Annotated in this window: 15 protein-coding genes; 13 read left to right on the forward strand and 2 right to left on the reverse strand. The window is 72.1% G+C overall.

The genetic code is table 11. The annotated features are described in order from the left end of the window. Positions 1–51 precede the first annotated feature (51 nt). Positions 52–1,497, forward strand: coding sequence for a sialidase family protein (locus ACIHFD_RS21585; RefSeq protein ID WP_397368413.1), 1,446 nt, complete (start codon positions 52–54; stop codon positions 1,495–1,497). A gap of 34 nt (positions 1,498–1,531) precedes the next feature. Here ACIHFD_RS21585 and ACIHFD_RS21590 read toward each other — a convergent pair whose 3' ends face one another. Beyond that, positions 1,532–2,299, reverse strand: coding sequence for a helix-turn-helix domain-containing protein (locus tag ACIHFD_RS21590; RefSeq protein ID WP_397368414.1), 768 nt, complete (start codon positions 2,297–2,299; stop codon positions 1,532–1,534). A 178-nt stretch (positions 2,300–2,477) separates the two neighbouring features. On the opposite strand from ACIHFD_RS21590, the gene ACIHFD_RS21595 reads away from it, so the two are divergent. The 5 genes from ACIHFD_RS21595 to ACIHFD_RS21615 all read left to right on the forward strand — a co-directional run bounded on the left by ACIHFD_RS21595 (position 2,478) and on the right by ACIHFD_RS21615 (position 6,742). Then, complete coding sequence (locus ACIHFD_RS21595) at positions 2,478–3,557, forward strand: WD40/YVTN/BNR-like repeat-containing protein (protein WP_397368415.1); 1,080 nt, start codon at positions 2,478–2,480, stop codon at positions 3,555–3,557. Positions 3,558–3,560: 3 nt separating this feature from the next. Beyond that, complete coding sequence (locus tag ACIHFD_RS21600) at positions 3,561–3,860, forward strand: molybdopterin synthase sulfur carrier subunit (protein WP_192783282.1); 300 nt, start codon at positions 3,561–3,563, stop codon at positions 3,858–3,860. A gap of 483 nt (positions 3,861–4,343) precedes the next feature. Next, complete coding sequence (locus ACIHFD_RS21605) at positions 4,344–5,030, forward strand: gamma-glutamyl-gamma-aminobutyrate hydrolase family protein (protein ID WP_397368416.1); 687 nt, start codon at positions 4,344–4,346, stop codon at positions 5,028–5,030. 9 nt (positions 5,031–5,039) lie between these two features. Continuing rightward, entirely contained in the window at positions 5,040–5,966 is a 927-nt protein-coding gene (locus ACIHFD_RS21610; RefSeq protein ID WP_397368417.1) for an alpha/beta hydrolase, read from the forward strand. Continuing rightward, the gene (locus ACIHFD_RS21615) at positions 5,960–6,742 is read left to right on the forward strand and encodes an enoyl-CoA hydratase/isomerase family protein (protein ID WP_350734667.1); all 783 of its coding nucleotides are present in this window, start codon (positions 5,960–5,962) and stop codon (positions 6,740–6,742) included. The genes ACIHFD_RS21610 and ACIHFD_RS21615 overlap by 7 nt, the downstream gene beginning before the upstream one ends. A 190-nt stretch (positions 6,743–6,932) precedes the next feature. Here the strand turns inward: ACIHFD_RS21615 and ACIHFD_RS21620 are convergent, their stop codons facing one another. Continuing rightward, complete coding sequence (locus tag ACIHFD_RS21620) at positions 6,933–7,523, reverse strand: class I SAM-dependent methyltransferase (RefSeq protein ID WP_397368418.1); 591 nt, start codon at positions 7,521–7,523, stop codon at positions 6,933–6,935. Between the two features lie 128 nt (positions 7,524–7,651). On the opposite strand from ACIHFD_RS21620, the gene ACIHFD_RS21625 reads away from it, so the two are divergent. From ACIHFD_RS21625 to ACIHFD_RS21655, 7 genes are all read left to right on the forward strand, one after another. Beyond that, complete coding sequence (locus tag ACIHFD_RS21625) at positions 7,652–9,244, forward strand: sensor histidine kinase (protein ID WP_397368419.1); 1,593 nt, start codon at positions 7,652–7,654, stop codon at positions 9,242–9,244. Beyond that, the gene (locus tag ACIHFD_RS21630; protein ID WP_192783287.1) at positions 9,241–9,915 is read left to right on the forward strand and encodes a response regulator transcription factor; all 675 of its coding nucleotides are present in this window, start codon (positions 9,241–9,243) and stop codon (positions 9,913–9,915) included. The genes ACIHFD_RS21625 and ACIHFD_RS21630 overlap by 4 nt, the downstream gene beginning before the upstream one ends. A gap of 130 nt (positions 9,916–10,045) precedes the next feature. Continuing rightward, on the forward strand, positions 10,046–10,642 hold the full coding sequence (locus tag ACIHFD_RS21635) for a phosphoribosylanthranilate isomerase (RefSeq protein ID WP_355198959.1): 597 nt from the start codon (positions 10,046–10,048) through the stop codon (positions 10,640–10,642). Further along, complete coding sequence (locus ACIHFD_RS21640; RefSeq protein ID WP_397368420.1) at positions 10,632–11,504, forward strand: GNAT family N-acetyltransferase; 873 nt, start codon at positions 10,632–10,634, stop codon at positions 11,502–11,504. The genes ACIHFD_RS21635 and ACIHFD_RS21640 overlap by 11 nt, the downstream gene beginning before the upstream one ends. 88 nt (positions 11,505–11,592) lie before the next feature. Then, on the forward strand, positions 11,593–12,174 hold the full coding sequence (locus ACIHFD_RS21645; RefSeq protein ID WP_364241458.1) for a CDP-alcohol phosphatidyltransferase family protein: 582 nt from the start codon (positions 11,593–11,595) through the stop codon (positions 12,172–12,174). A 4-nt stretch (positions 12,175–12,178) separates the two neighbouring features. Next, complete coding sequence (locus tag ACIHFD_RS21650) at positions 12,179–14,683, forward strand: sugar phosphate nucleotidyltransferase (protein WP_397368421.1); 2,505 nt, start codon at positions 12,179–12,181, stop codon at positions 14,681–14,683. Between the two features lie 271 nt (positions 14,684–14,954). Continuing rightward, on the forward strand, positions 14,955–15,467 hold the full coding sequence (locus ACIHFD_RS21655; RefSeq protein ID WP_185074355.1) for an FHA domain-containing protein: 513 nt from the start codon (positions 14,955–14,957) through the stop codon (positions 15,465–15,467). Positions 15,468–15,488: the final 21 nt, after the last annotated feature.

Raw genomic sequence — 15,488 nt, forward strand, 5'->3', positions numbered from 1 at the left:
CGGGTCGAAAGGTGCGAGGTGGAGGATGACACGCCAACGTGGAGGTGGACTGTGCCATCCCCCGCCCGGCGCCGAGGAATCGGCGGGCTGCTGACCCTGGTGCTCCTCCTGATCCCGCTGCCCGCCCTGGCGTCGTCGCAGGCCCTCCCGCTGACGGAGCTGGGGACCGCCCCGCAGGCGGGGCCCGACACGTTTCAGGCGGGCACTCAGGCTGGGCCCGACACCTTCCAGGCGGGCACGACGATCGTGGCCGCCCAGCAGATCGGCAGGTTCTTCGACGGCGGGGCGTCCGGCATCGCGTACGCGACCTCGGCCGACAACGGCGCCACCTGGGCCACGGGCGTGCTGCCGGGGATCACCACGTCCGGCGGCGGCGGGTACGGGCGGGCCAGCGACCCGTCGGTGGCCTACGACGCCCGGCACGGCGTCTGGCTGATCTCCTCGCTGGCGCTCACCGACCAGGACGGGGTCACCGGGGCGGCGGTGCTCACCAGCCGCTCCGCCGACGGCGGCCTGACCTGGGGCGATCCCGTCACGACCGCCGTCGCGGGCGGGGGTGACCTGGACAAGAGCTGGGTCGCCTGCGACAACGGCGCCCGCAGCCCGTACTACGGGCGCTGTTACGCGGTCTACGACGACGTCGCCGCGGGCAACGCGATCAAGGTGGCCCGCTCCTCCGACGGCGGCCTGACCTGGGCCGAGACCGGCACGTCCGCGACCGGGCAGGGCGGGCAGCCGGTCGTGCGGCCGGACGGCGCCCTCGTCGTGCCGTACCTGAGCGACGAGGGCCAGATCCGCTCCCTGCGCTCCCGCGACGGCGGCGAGAGCTGGGGCCGCAGCGTGCTCGTCGCCACCGTGCAGCGGCACAAGGTCGCGGGCGGGCTGCGGGCCGCGCCCCTGCCCTCGGCCGAGGTGGACGCCGCCGGCACCGTGTACGTCGCCTGGTCCGACTGCCGCTTCCAGCTCAGCTGCGGCGGCAACGACATCGTCATGAGCACCTCGGCCACCGGCGCGGAATGGAGCCACATCCTGCGCGTCACGGACGACGGCGGCGACCACTTCATCCCCGGCCTCGGCGTCGACCCCGCCGGTGCGGGCGAGACGGCCAGGCTGGCGCTCGCCTACTACCGCTACCCGTCCGCCGCCTGCACGGCCGCCACCTGCCGCCTCACGGTCGGCTACACCTCCTCCGCCAACGGCGGGGCGAGCTGGTCGCCCCCCGCGGAGCTGCACGGGCCGATGGAGCTCGACTGGCTCGCCGACTCCGCGCACGGTCGCATGGCGGGCGACTACATCTCCACCTCGGTCGTCCCCGGCGGCAACGCCCACGTGGCCTTCACCGCCGCGGAGGCGCCGGCGGGCGGGGCGTTCGACATGCGTACCTACACCGTCACGGGCGGGCTGCCGATCACCGGCGGAGGCCGCCCCACGCTCGCCATCGAGGCGCCGATCGCGGCCGGCGAGGAACCGCCCGGCCCGCCCGCCCCCGCCCGCTGAGGCGCCCGGTCCGCTCGCTGGGGCGCCCGGCCCGCTAACCCCGCAGGCCCTGGTGGAACGCCGCGGCGGTCTCTTCGTCGTTCGGCCAGAACGTCTCGATGGCCAGCTCGGAGACCGTCACGTCCACCGGCGTCCCGAACGTCGCGATCGTCGTGAACATCGACAGCACCCGGTCACCGGCCGCGATCCGCAGCGGCACCAGGATGTCGGCGGGGCCCGGCACGTGCGCCACGTTCAGGTCCACCCCCGGATACTCGTACGAGGCCAGTTCGTCGTGCAGCGCGGCCAGCCGCGCGTCGCCCGACCCCTCGGCCTGCCTGCGCAGCTGGTAGAGCAGGTGCGCCCGGACCTCGGCCAGGTTCAGCAGCCGGCCGCCCATCGCGTCGGGGTGCAGCGAGAGCCGCATCACGTTGATCGGCTCCTTCAGCAGCTCGGCGGGCACCCCGTCCATGAACATCGCGGCCGCCGAGTTGGCCGCCACCAGGTTCCAGGCCGCGTCCACCACGACCGCCGGGTACGGCTCGTGCCCGGCCAGGATCTTGTCCAGCGCCTGCCGTACGACCTCCATCTCCGGGGCGCGGACCTCGCGTTCCGGATAGACCGGAGCGAACCCGGCGGACATCAGCAGCCTGTTGCGCTGCCGTAGCGGCACATCCAGCTCCTCGGCCAGCTTCATCACCATCTCGCGGCTCGGCCGGGCGCGCCCGGTCTCCAGAAAACTGATGTGGCGGGCCGAAACGTCGGCCTCGATGGCCAGGTCCAGCTGGCTCACCCGCCGCCGCTGCCGCCACGAACGCAACAACTCACCAAATGTCTCTTCTTTTACGGCTACTGCTCCCATGCCCGGCACAGTAGCCGCTGGAGGGAAGCGTCACGATTACCCGCCAGGTAATGCGGCTTCGCGGGCCGAAAACTCCCAGTCCTCTGAGACTGTCGGCCCTGCGTGGCACGATGGCGGCAGACCAACAAGGGAGCACGCCATGAGTGACACACTGCTCGCGATCGGCACCCGCAAGGGCCTCTTCCTCGCCCGCTCCACCGGCGGCGGTCCGTTCGACGTCGAGCCGATCCAGTTCTCGACGGTCGGGGTGCACTCGGTGGCGATCGACACGAGAGGCCCTTCGCCCCGGCTCCTGGCCGGGATCGAATACGGTCATTTCGGTCCGTCCGTCACGTATTCGGATGACCTCGGGAAGACGTGGAAGGAGGCGGAGCAGCCGCCCATCGCCTTCCCGGAGAAGGCCGAGGCGACCCTGACCAGGGTGTGGCAGCTCGCGCTCTCGCCGTCCGAGCCGGGGGTGGTGTGGGCCGGGGTCGAGCCGGGCGCGCTGTTCCGCTCGGAGGACGGCGGCGTCACGTACCAGCTGGTCGAGGGCCTGTGGGAGCACCCGCACCGGCCGCAGTGGCAGCCGGGCGGCGGCGGCCTGTGCCTGCACACCATCGTCCCGCACCCGACCGACCCGCGGATCGTGGGCGTCGCGATCTCCACCGGCGGCTTCTACCGCTCCTTCGACGGCGGGCTGTCGTGGGAGGCCGCCAACCGCAACATCCGGGCCGCGTTCCTGCCCGAGGGGGCGCAATATCCGGAGTTCGGGCAGTGCGTGCACAAGGTCGCCATGCACCCCTCCCGGCCCGAGCGGCTCTACCTCCAGCACCACTTCGGCGTCTACCGCAGCGACGACTTCGGCGGGGCCTGGCACGACATCGGCTCCGGCCTGCCGTCCGACTTCGGCTTCCCGATCGCGGTGCACCCGTCGCGGCCCGACACGGTCTTCGTGCTGCCCCTGACGGCCGACATCGACCGCACCCCGGTCGGCCACCGCTACCGCGTCTTCCGCAGCGACGACGCGGGCGCGACCTGGCAGCCGTTCGCCTCGGGCCTGCCCGAGGGCCCCGTGCACGCGGCCGTGCTGCGTGACGCGATGACGGCCTCGGAGGCGGGGGTGTTCTTCGGCACGCGCGACGGCGAGGTCCACGGCTCGCGCAACGGCGGCGAGACCTGGTCACCGGTCGTCCGCCACCTGCCCGACGTGCTCACCGTGCGGGCGGCGGTGCTCTAGCCGATGGTCACGATGGTCGTCTTCGTGCTCCCGGGCATGCTGCGGCGCTGGGTGAGCGGGCGCTCGGAGGTCAAGGTCTTCGCCGTGGCCGCCGACCGCGACTCACCGCCCACCCTGGGAGCGGCCCTCGACATGCTCCGGCGTACGCATCCGCTGCTGGAGGAGCGGCTACGCGACGAATACGGGCGGATCCGCCGGCACATCAACATGATCGTGTGCGGCGAGAACGCCCACGGACTCGGCTACCTCGACTGCGCCCTCCCCCCGGGCGCCGAGATCTACGTAACCCCCACCCTCACCTGACCCACCACCCCACCCGCCCCAGCCCCGGGCTCACGCAGCTCCGCCACCCCTGCACCTCAACACCCCATGCCTCACCCGCACCCGCCCTGGCCCGACCCCCACCCCGGGCCACCCAAGTGCGCCACACCGGCACCGCAACATCCCACCCCCCAACCGCACCCGCCCCCGAGGTGCCCCGCCTCGCAACCCAGCGCCCCACGGCCGCACCCGCCCTCGCGGGAGCGCCGCCAGGACCGCGGTGTGGGGCGGCTGGAGGCGAGGTGGGTGCTTGAGTGCGGACGCCCGAAGGCGCACCACGCCGCGCCCGCACCGGCCCGTTGCGTCGTGCGGGTGGAGGGGGCGGGGCGTCGGGGTGGGGACAGAAGTGGTAGATCTTTGGGAGACCTGACATATCGGAAAGACCTTGCGCCATGATGGGGCGTGCGGCCGTCATCTTGACAGGCTGATGGCGGCACGGACTCCACCTTGCCCCCTGGAGATCGCATGTCCCGACCGCTCATCGGTATCACCGCCTACTTCGAAGCCGCCCGCTGGAGCGACTACGTACGCGAGGCCGTACTGTCGCCCCCCTCCTACGCCAGGGCGGTCGGGCGGGCCGGGGGCGCTCCCGTGATGCTCCCGCCGATCGGCACCCCCGCCATCGAGGACTACATCAGCGGCCTGCAGGGCATCGTCCTGGCCGACGGTGTGGAGCTCGGCGCGGGCAACTACGGCGGCGAGCCTGACGAGCGGGTGGCCGAGCCACAGCAGCACCGCGACCGGTTCGAGCTGGCCCTGGCCAGGGCCGCCGTCCGCGCCGACCTGCCGATCCTGGCCATCGCCAGGGGCATGCACGTGCTCAACGTCGCCCAGGGCGGCACGCTGATCCCCTGGCTGCCCGAGGTGCTCGACAGCGACCGCCACGGCGAGCCGGGCGCGACCCACACGATCCAGGTCAGCGTCTCCAGCAAGCTCGGCAAGGCGGTGGGCGACCGGGTCGAGGTCAGCGCCCCCCACCACCAGTCCGTACGCCGCCTCGGCACCGGCCTGCTGGCCGTGGCCTGGGCCGAGGACCAGATCGTGGAGGGGATCGAGTTGCAGGGGCACAGGTTCGGTGTGGGTGTCCAATGGCATCCGGAGCGTGACGGAGATACACGGATCTTCGATGCGTTCATCGAGGCGGCCCGATAGGCTGCGATCATGCCGCTGCATCCCCAGGCGCGGGACTACCTCGCCCGTTACGTGCCGGACGCGGGCACCGACTACGACGCGTTCGGCCCGGAAGAGATCCAGGAGACGCGCGCGCAGCCCGACCGGGTGGCGATCCACCGCGGCCCGCTCACCAAGCTCCCCTTCGTCCGTGACGAGCAGGCCGAGGGCGTGCCCATCAGGATCTACCGCGCCGACCCCGGCGACGGCGCGCTGCCCGTCGCGGTCTTCTTCCACGGCGGCGGCTGGGTCTACGGCGGCGTCAAGCGGAGCGACCGGCTCTGCCGCGACCTGGCGATCCGCACGGGCGCGGTGGTGGTGTCCGTGGACTACCGGCTCGCCCCCGAGCACCCGTTCCCGGCGGCCGCCGACGACGCGTGGACCGTCGTGCGCGACCTGTTCACCCGGCCGGCCTTCTACCAGGGCAACGGCGGCGTCGCGGTCGTCGGCGAGGGCGCGGGCGGCAACCTGGCCGCCGTCGCCGCCTGGCAGGCCCGCGACGCCGGGCTGGGCCTCACGCACCAGGCGCTCGTCTGCCCGGTGCTCGACCTGGCCATGGACACGCCCAGCCACGCCGAATACGCCAAGGGCTACGCGCTCGGGGCCGCCGAGCTGGCGTGGTACGCCCGGCAGTACGCCGGTGACGCCAACCTCGCCGACCCCGCCGGCCCGCGGCTGTCGCCGCTGCGGCTGCCCGACGTCGCCGGCCTGGCGCCCGCGACCGTGGTGACGGCCGAGTACGACGTGCTGAGAGACGAGGGCGAGCACTACGCCCGGCGCCTGGCGGAGTCGGGCGTGCCGGCGGAGAGCCGCAGGTGGGACGGCGCCGTGCACGGCTTCTTCGGCCTGCCGGGCCTGTTCGACCAGGCGGTCGAGGCCCGCGAGTACGTCGCGGAGCGGCTGCGGGGGTCATGGTGACGTACGACAAGCTCAAGATCGACACCCCGGCCGACGGCGTCCTGCGGGTCACGATCAGCGAGCCGGGCCGGCTCAACGCCGTGGATGCGACCGCCCACCGCGAGCTGGGCGAGATCTGGCGCGACGCCGACCGGGACGACAGCGTCAGGGCCGTCGTCGTCAGGGGAGAGGGCGAGGCGTTCTCCGCGGGCGGCGACCTGTCCATGATCGAGGAGATGACCCGCGACCACGCGACCAGGCTGCGCGTGTTCGCCGAGGCCCGCGACATCGTCTACAACGTCCTCAACTGCTCCAAGCCGATCGTCTCGGCGATCCAGGGGCCGGCGGTCGGCGCGGGGCTCGCCGTGGCCCTGCTGGCAGACATCTCCGTCGCGGGCCGTACGGCGCGGATCATCGACGGGCACACCAGGCTCGGCGTCGCGGCCGGCGACCACGCGGCCATCGTGTGGCCGCTGCTGTGCGGCCTGGCCAAGGCGAAATACCACCTGCTGCTGTGCGAGCCCGTCACGGGCGAGCAGGCCGAGCGGATGGGGCTGGTCAGCCTGTGCGTGGACGACGACCAGGTGCACGACAAGGCCATGGAGATCGCGGTCAGGCTCGCCTCCGGCTCTCAGGAGGCGATCAGGCTGACCAAATACTCGCTCAACAACTGGCTGCGCCTGGCCGGGCCCTCGTTCGACGCCTCACTGGCCATGGAGTTCCTCGGTTTCACCGGCCCCGACGTGGTCGAGGGCGTGCGCGCGGTGCGGGAGAAGCGGCCGCCGTCGTTCGGCTGATCCGCGGGTGTGCTTCCCCCGCGTCCGGGTAGCGGGGGGTGGACGGGGACGGCCTGGTCGCCGCGCGGATGCCGAGGGCTTGTTCACCGAGGCCGAGAACGTTGCTCCGGGGACGAGGCAGAGACTCACCCCGGCCTGCGCGCACCACGGCCGCCTCCGCCGAAGCTTTGCCAGAGATTTACAGGCCCTCTTATGGGCGGGGCCGGCGCGCGTGGAAGACGAAGGCGGGCGGAGTGTTGCGCCACACCGTACGCCCCGGCACGACCTCCTCGAACCGCTCGGCCAGCAGCGCCCGGAACCGGCGCGCCGAGCTCAGCGGGATGGCGTGAATGTAGGAGAACGTCGTGAACGCCGCACCAGGGCTCATCACCGACGTCACCGCACTCAGCAGCGCATGCTGCAACTCCTGCGGGAACGCCGCCCACGGCAACCCGCTCACCACCACGTCCGCCTGCTGCAACCCGCGCTCGGCCAGCAACTCGCCCAGCCGCGCCGCATCGGCGTTCACCACGTCGACGGCCGGGAACCGGGCCGCCAGGAGCCGCGCCATGGTCTCGTTGACCTCCACGGCCAGGTGGTGGCCACGCCCGCCCAGCCGCTGCTGGATCTCCGCCGTGAACGGGCCCGTGCCCGGGCCGAGCTCGACCACCGTCGGTTCGCCGCGCTCGGGGATCGGGGCGCAGACCGCCGAGGCCAGCCACCGCGAACTGGGCGCGACCGCCCCGATCGTGGTCGGCGCCCGGAAGAACTGGCCGAGAAAAAGTGCGGAGTCATTGGGCATGCCCCGAACCTAAGGCAAGATCGCGGGTGGACGCTCCGCCCTCCGGGCGGACCTCCGGCCACTTGGAGGAGACGGGGTCCTCCGCAAGGAGGACCCCCGCCGACAAGCTCCACGGATACCGTGAGTCCATGCGTTGGCGTGGTTTGCCGCTGGATGTCCTGCTCGCGGTCTCAGGTGTGGGCCTGGACCTGTTGACTACGGCGCACGCGGGCGACACCAGATACCTGCCCGCCGCGATGAACATCCCGATGGCGCTGCTGGTGGGCCTGCCCATGGGGCTCGTCCGGCGGCGGCCGGTGCCCGTCGCGCTCTACCTGGCCGGGCTCCTGGTGGTGACCGACCAGCTCGGGTCGTTCACGTCCAACACGGCGCAGATCCTGGTCTGCGTGGCGCTCGGAGTCGTGGGATACCGCTCCGGCTGGCGGGGCACCGTGCTCGCCGTGGCCGCCGCGATGGTCGCGACCGCGTTGAACATCGTCGACCCCGGCATCCCGGTCGTCATGAACACCTGGGTGTACTCGGTCTTCCTGGCGGTCTTCCCGGCCGTGCTCGGGGCCTACCTGCGCGGCTCGGCTGGGCCGCTGGAGGAGCGGGACGTCACCCCCGACGCGCTGCTGGCGGCGGGCGGGGTGGCGATCACCGTGCTCAGCACCTGGACCTCCTGGCACGCGGGCACCCAGCCCGTCTGGGTGGTCGGCCTGCTCGCCGTGGTCGGCGGCCTGTCGCTGGGCATCGCCCGGCGGCTGCCCGGGGTGGTGCTCCTGCTGCAGGGCGCGCTGCTCGTCTCCGCCGACACCTATCTGAACCAGGTCGTCAACACCTGCGTGATCCTCACGCTCATCGCGATCGGCGTGTTCGCGATGCGGGTGACCTCCTGGGCGTGGACGATCATCGCCTACGCCGCCGGCTGCATGCTGACCGCGATCGCCGTCGTCGGCCAGGAGACCCAGACCACGCCGTTCCGCGTCGGCATCCTCATGACGCTGGTGGCCACGCCGATCGCCATCGGCCGCTACCTCGGCATGCGGCAGGCCGCGGCGGCCGCCGAGCGGCTGCGCGCCGAAGAGGCGGCCCGCGCGGCCGTCGCCCAGGTGCGCGCCGACCAGCTCGCCGAACGCGAGCGCATCGCCCGCGACGTGCACGACATCGTGGCCCACCACGTGGGCGCCATGGTCCTGCGGGCCAGCGCCGCCCGCTACACCGCCCCCGACGGCCCCGTCGCCGACGCGCTCACCGACATCCGCGAGACGGGACACCAGGTGCTGCAGGACCTGCGCGACCTGCTCGACCTGCTGCGCGACCCCGAACGCCAGCCCGACCTGCTGGCCAACCCCGCCGACGTGGTCCGCGAGTCCGCCGAACGCATGGCCGCCGCCGGGCTCGTCGTCGACCTCGAACTCGACCCCGCCACCGACCGGGCGCCCCTCATCGCCCGGGCCTCCGCCGCCCGCATCGTCCAGGAAGGACTCACGAACGTGCTCAAACACGCCGGCCCCGGCACCGAGGTCCGGGTCAGCGTCACCCCCTCGGCGGAGGGCCTGTCCGTACGGATCCGCAACGGCCGCCCGCCCACCGTCGTCGAGCGCCTGCCCTCGTCCGGGCGCGGCCTGGCCGGCATGCGCGAACGCGTCCGCACCCTCGGCGGCACCCTCTCCGCCGGGCCCGACGGAGAGGGCGGCTGGCTCCTGGCCGCCAGCCTCCCGGCCAGGAGCGTCGCATGATCCGCGTGCTGGTGGCCGACGACCAGGCGCTCGTACGGGCGGGCGTGCGGATGCTGCTGCAGGCCACGGGCGACATGGAGGTCGTGGGGGAGGCCGTGGACGGGGCCGAGGCGGTCCGCCTGGCCGAGCGCCACCTGCCCGACGTGATCCTCATGGACCTGCGCATGCCCAGGGTCGACGGGCTGGAGGCGATCAAACGCGTGCTCGCCGCCCGGCCGGGCGCCCGGATCGTGGTGCTGACGACGTTCGCGGAGGATGCCAACGTGTACGCGGCGCTGCGGGCCGGCGCGGTCGGATTCCTGGTCAAGGACGACGAACCGGAGCGCATGGTGGACGCCGTGCGCCGGGCGGCGGCGGGGGAGCAGCTCCTGGCGCCGTCGGTGCTGCGCCGGGTCGTGGAGCGGTTCCTGGACGCCGAGGAGCAGGCCGCCGCGCCCCCGCCCGCAGGGCTGACCGAACGCGAGCTGGAGGTGCTCGCCCTGGTCGGCACCGGGCTGTCCAACGCGGAGATCGCGGAGGAGCTGCACGTGGGCGTGACGACGGTCAAGACCCACATCGCGGCGGCCATGGAGAAGCTGGGGCTGCGCAACCGCATCCAGGCTGCCGTCGTGGCCCACCGCACCGGCCTCGTGGACGCCTCCTTCCGCCCGGTACGCCTGCCGCGCCCCTGACCCCGCGCCCCTGACCCCGCCCCTGACCCCGCCCCGCTCGTCCGCCGGACGGGGGACGGCCGCTCATCCTCCGGGTGGACCGGCGTGGGCATGGTCACCGGCGGCCCCCGCCGCCGCTAGGGTCGGGGGTGTGGTGTATGTGAAGATCTGCGGGTTGAGCGAGCCCGAGCATGTGACCACCGCCGTCGAGGCGGGCGCGGACGCGATCGGGTTCGTCATGACCCGGAGCCCGCGCAGGATCGCGCCCGAGCGGGCCGCGGAGCTGGCCGCGCTGGTGCCCGCCCATGTGCTGACCGTGGGGGTGTTCCGCGGCGAGGACCCTGACACGGTGCGCGCGGCCGCGCTGGCGTCCGGCGTACGGGCCATCCAGCTGCACGGCAAGCACCCGCACGGCGACTTCACCGCGCTCAAGGACCTCGGCCTCCGGCTGATCAGGGCCGTCGACGCGGAGGCCGATCTGCGCTGCGGGGCCTACGACGAGGACCTGCTCCTCGTGGACGCGCCGCACGCCGGGTCCGGGCAGGCGTGGGACTGGGCGGCCGTCCGCGGCCGCGCGTCGGGGCAGTGGCTGCTGGCCGGCGGGCTCGCCCCGTCGAACGTGGCGGAGGCGATCGCGGCGGCCGCCCCGTGGGGCGTCGACGTGTCCAGCGGCGTGGAGACCTCGCCCGGGGTGAAGGACTCGGCGCTCATCCGGGCGTTCCTCGAGGCGGCGCGGCGTGCCGGCTGAGCCCGCCGCAGACCTGGACGCGGACCTGGACGCGGGCCTGGACGCGGGCCTGGACGCGGGCCTGGACGCGGACCTGGACACCGGCGCCGCGGACCTGGCTCGCGCGGTGGGCTTCCAGCACGCCTTCGCGCGCCGCAGGGCGCCGCGGGAGGTGGCCGTCCCGGGCGGGTTCGCGGTGATCGACGGGCGCTATCCCGGCTCCCACGACGACAACAAGCTCATCGTCGGCCCCGGGCCGGTCCCGGAGACGCCGGAGGAGGCCCGGGAGGCGGCGGAGCGGCTGCTGCGGGCGGCCGACGAGATGCTCGCGGAGCGGGAGCACCGGCTGGTGTGCGTGGACGACGACCGGCTCGGTACGGCGCTCGCGCCCGCGTTCCTCGCCGCCGGCTACGAGCACGAGACGAACCTGATCATGGCCTTCCGCGGCGCGACCCCGCCCGGCTCCGCGCCGGCCGGGCAGCTCTCCCTGGCCGAGCTGCTGCCGGTGCTGCGGCGCGACTGGCGCCACACGCTGCCGCAGGCGCCGGACGAGGTGATCGACAGGCTCGCCCTGCGGGTGGAGGGCCGGCTGCGCGGCGCCGACGCGGTGAGCTTCTGGGGGGTACGCGCCCCGGACGGGGAGATCGCCGCCAGGGCCGACCTGTACGAGCACGGCGGCGTGGCCCAGATCGAGAGCGTCTTCACCGGCGCGGATCATCGGGGCAAGGGGCACGCGCGCGCCCTCATGACCGCGCTGCTCGCCAAGGCGGCGGAGGCCGAGCTGATCTTCCTGGTGGCCGACGCGGCCGACTGGCCGAAGGACTTCTACGCCAAGCTCGGCTTCGAGACGCTGGGCCGCACCCACGCCTTCCTGCGCACCTGACCTCACTCCGGGGTGGGCGGGAAGGGCGGAAATGTGAGCGCCCCATGCGGGACCGCTGTGTCAGAGTTCCACGCAGTAGGGTCTGCTCGTGAGCGAAACTTCCGCCGAGGACCGTATCTGGACGGTTCCCAACCTGCTGAGCTTCCTGCGACTCCTCGGCGTCCCCGTCTTCCTCTGGCTGGTTCTCGGGCCCAAGGCGGACGGATGGGCCATCGTGATCCTCGCGGTGGCCGGTTTCACGGACTGGCTCGACGGAAAGATCGCCCGCGCCTTCAACCAGACCAGCAGGCTCGGCCGGATCATCGACCCCGCCGCCGACAAGCTATACGTCTTCGCCACCATCATCGGCCTGCTGCTACGCGACGTGATCCCGTGGTGGCTGGTCGTGGTCATCCTGGGGCGCGAACTCTTCGTCGCCTGTTTCATCCCCGTACTTCGCAAACATGGCTACAAGGCACTTCAGGTGCATTACCTGGGCAAGGCTGCCATGTTCAACCTCATGTACGCCTTCCCTCTCCTCTTCCTTGCCTCCCATACGGGGTGGTATGCCGATATAGCACGAATTGTCGGGTGGGCATTCGCGCTTTGGGGAACGGGCCTGTACTGGTGGGCAGGCGTGTTGTATGTGGTACAGGTGCTGCAACTCGTAACCTCGGCCAAAAAGGAGTGATCGGGTGAAGGCGGTCGTCATGGCAGGCGGAGAGGGAACTCGGCTGCGTCCCATGACCGCCAACCAGCCCAAGCCCCTGCTGCCCGTGGTCAACCGCCCGATCATGGAGCACGTGCTGCGCCTGCTGAAGCGCCACGGCATCACCGAGACGGTGGTCACGCTCCAGTTCCTGGCGGCGCTCGTCCGCAACTACTTCGGCGACGGCGACGAGCTCGGCATGAGCCTCCAGTACGCCACCGAGGACGTGCCCCTCGGCACGGCGGGCAGCGTCAAGAACGCCGAGGACCGGCTCCGCGACGACCGTTTCCTGGTGATCTCCGGCGACGCCCTGACAGATATCGATTTAACCGACATGATCCGGTTTCATCGTGAAAATTCGGCACTTGTGACAATCGGCCTCAAGCGCGTCCCGAACCCTCTCGAATTCGGGATCATCATCGTGGACGACGGGGGACGCGTTCAGCGCTTTCTCGAGAAGCCCACCTGGGGCCAGGTCTTCTCCGACACCGTCAACACCGGCATCTACATCATGGAGCCGGAGGTCCTCGCCACCGTCGCCGCGGGCGAGCCCGTCGACTGGTCCTCCGACGTCTTCCCCGCCCTCCTCGACAGCGGCGCCGCCATCTACGGCTACGTGGCCGACGGCTACTGGGAGGACGTCGGCACCCACGACAGCTACCTCAAGGCCCAGGCCGACGCCCTGTCCGGCCGGGTCGACCTGGAGATCGGCGGTTTCGAGCTCTCGCCGGGCGTCTGGGTCGCCGACTCGGCCTCGGTCGACCCCGACGCCGTGCTCAAGGGCCCGCTGCTCATCGGCGACTACGCCAAGGTCGAGGCGGGCGCCGAGTTGCGCGAGTACACCGTGCTCGGCAACAACGCCGTCGTCCGCGAGGGCGCCTTCCTGCACCGCGCGGTCGTCCACGACAACGTCTACCTCGGCCCCGGCGCCCACCTGCGCGGCTGCGTCATCGGCAAGAGCACCGACATCATGGCCGGCGCCCGCATCGAGGAGAACGCCGTCATCGGCGACGAGTGCGTCATCGAGCCCGAGGCGTACGTCTCCAGCGGCGTCAAGGTCTACCCGTTCAAGACCATCGAGGCCGGCGCGGTCGTCAACACCAGCGTCATCTGGGAGTCGCGCGGCCAGCGCAACCTGTTCGGCCCGAGGGGCGTCAGCGGCCTGGTCAACGTCGAGATCACCGCCGAGCTGTGCGTCCGGCTGGCCAGCGCGTACGCCACCACGCTCAAGAAGGGCGAGTACGTCGTCACCTCCCGCGACTGCTCCCTGGCCGCCAGGGCGCTCAAGCGGGCCGTCATCGGCGCGCTCACCGCGGGCGCGATCAACGTCCTGGACCTGGAGGCCGCCCCGCTGCCGGTCACGCGCTTCCACACGGCCCGCGAGTCGGCCGCGGGCGGCATCACCCTGCGCACCACCCCGGGCGATCCGCAGAGCGTGGACATCGTGATCATGGACGGCCGCGGCGCTGACCTGCCCCCGGCTGCGCAGCGCAAGCTGGAGCGGGTCTTCTCCCGGCAGGAGTTCCGGCGCGCGTTCCCGGGGGAGATCGCCGAGCTCACGTATCCGGCCAGGGCCGTCGAGGACTACACCCACGAGCTCCTGCGGCACGTGGACGTGGGCGACGTCAGGGACATGAAGGTCGTCGTGGACTGCGCGGGGGGCACCTCCTCGCTGGTGCTGCCCACGCTGCTCGGCCGCGTCGGGGTCGAGGTGCTCACCGTCAACGCCCGCCTCGACGACGTCTCGCCCACCGAGACGCTCGCCGAGCGCCGCCGCGACCTGCAGCGCCTGTCGGAGCTGGTCAGCTCGTCACGGGCGGCGTTCGGGGTCCGCTTCGACCCGGTGGGCGAGCGCATCGCCCTCGTGGACGAGATGGGCCAGCTCATCAACGACGAACGCTCCCTGCTCGTCGTCCTCGACCTCGTCGCCGCCGAGCGCAGGGGCGGCCAGGTGGCCCTGCCGGTCACCACGACCAGGGTCGCCGAGCAGGTCTGCCGCTTCCACGGCGTACAGGTGCAGTGGACCTCCACCGCGCTCGACGCCCTCACCTCGGCCGCCGCCGGCCCCGACATGATCTTCGCGGCGGACGGGCGCGGCGGCTTCGTGGTGCCGGAGTTCAGCCCGGCCATCGACGGGCTGGCCTCGTTCATGCGCCTGCTCGGGCTGGTGGCCCGCACCCGCCTGTCGCTCAGCCAGATCGACGCCAGGATCCCCGAGGTCAAGATGCTCAAGCGCACGATCCCCACGCCGTGGGCGGCCAAGGGGGCCGTCATGCGCTCGGTCATCGAGGCGGCGGAGGCCGAGCACGAGGGCCGGCGCATCGACACCACCGACGGCGTGCGGGTGGCCCACGACGACGGGAGCTGGGTGCTCGTGCTGCCCGCGGCCACCGAGCCCGTGACCGATCTGTGGGCCGAGGCGGGCGACATGGACGGCGCCCAGGCCCTGCTCGAACGGTGGGCCCGCATCGTGGAGCAGGCCGCCATGTGAACAATCGTCGCGGAGGGTGAGGAAAAAAGCCATTAGGGTTGACGTGCCCAGACAGTGCCGCAAGATCGTAATGTAGAAACGCGCGGCGGCATGGACCACGGGGCGGAAGCGGCGGTAACTTTGTCTGCGTCCAAACCACAGTCCAGTGCCCCGCCTTGACCTTTGCCGCTGATCAGCGTATCTTGCGGCATTCGCAAACTTGAAAAAGCGAAGCGAGGCGCGTCTTTGAGCACCGTCGCCGCGTCTTCGCGGTAGGAGGCCGAGCCGATCGATGCCGAGCGTCTACTGCACGCAGTGCGGGCACGCCAACCCCGAGGATGCCCGTTTCTGTTCCCGCTGTGGGTCACCGCTGACCAGACCCGAGGTCTCCGGGGACACCACGTCGACGATCTCCATCGCGGGAATCGAGGCATACGAGGCTGAGGCAGGCGACATGCTCCTGGCGGAGCGGGCTCTGGTCGAGCAGCTGCCGCCCGGCACGGCGCTGCTCACGGTGACCAGGGGCCCCAACCAGGGGAGCCGTTTCCGGCTGGACAAGAACCTCACCACGACCGGGCGCCACCCGGAGAGCGACATCTTCCTCGACGACATCACGGTCTCCCGCCGCCACGTCGAGTTCTACCGCCACCCCGGCGGTCAGTTCTCCGTGCGCGACGTGGGCAGCCTCAACGGCACCTACGTCAACAGGGAACGCATCGAGGAGGTTCCCCTGCACTCCGGAGACGAGGTGCAGATCGGCAAGTTCCGCCTCGTCTTCCTGATGCGGACCCACGCCGGCGCATGATCGAGCCGAGCGAGCGACTCG

The organism is Nonomuraea sp. NPDC051941 (assembly GCF_044593615.1).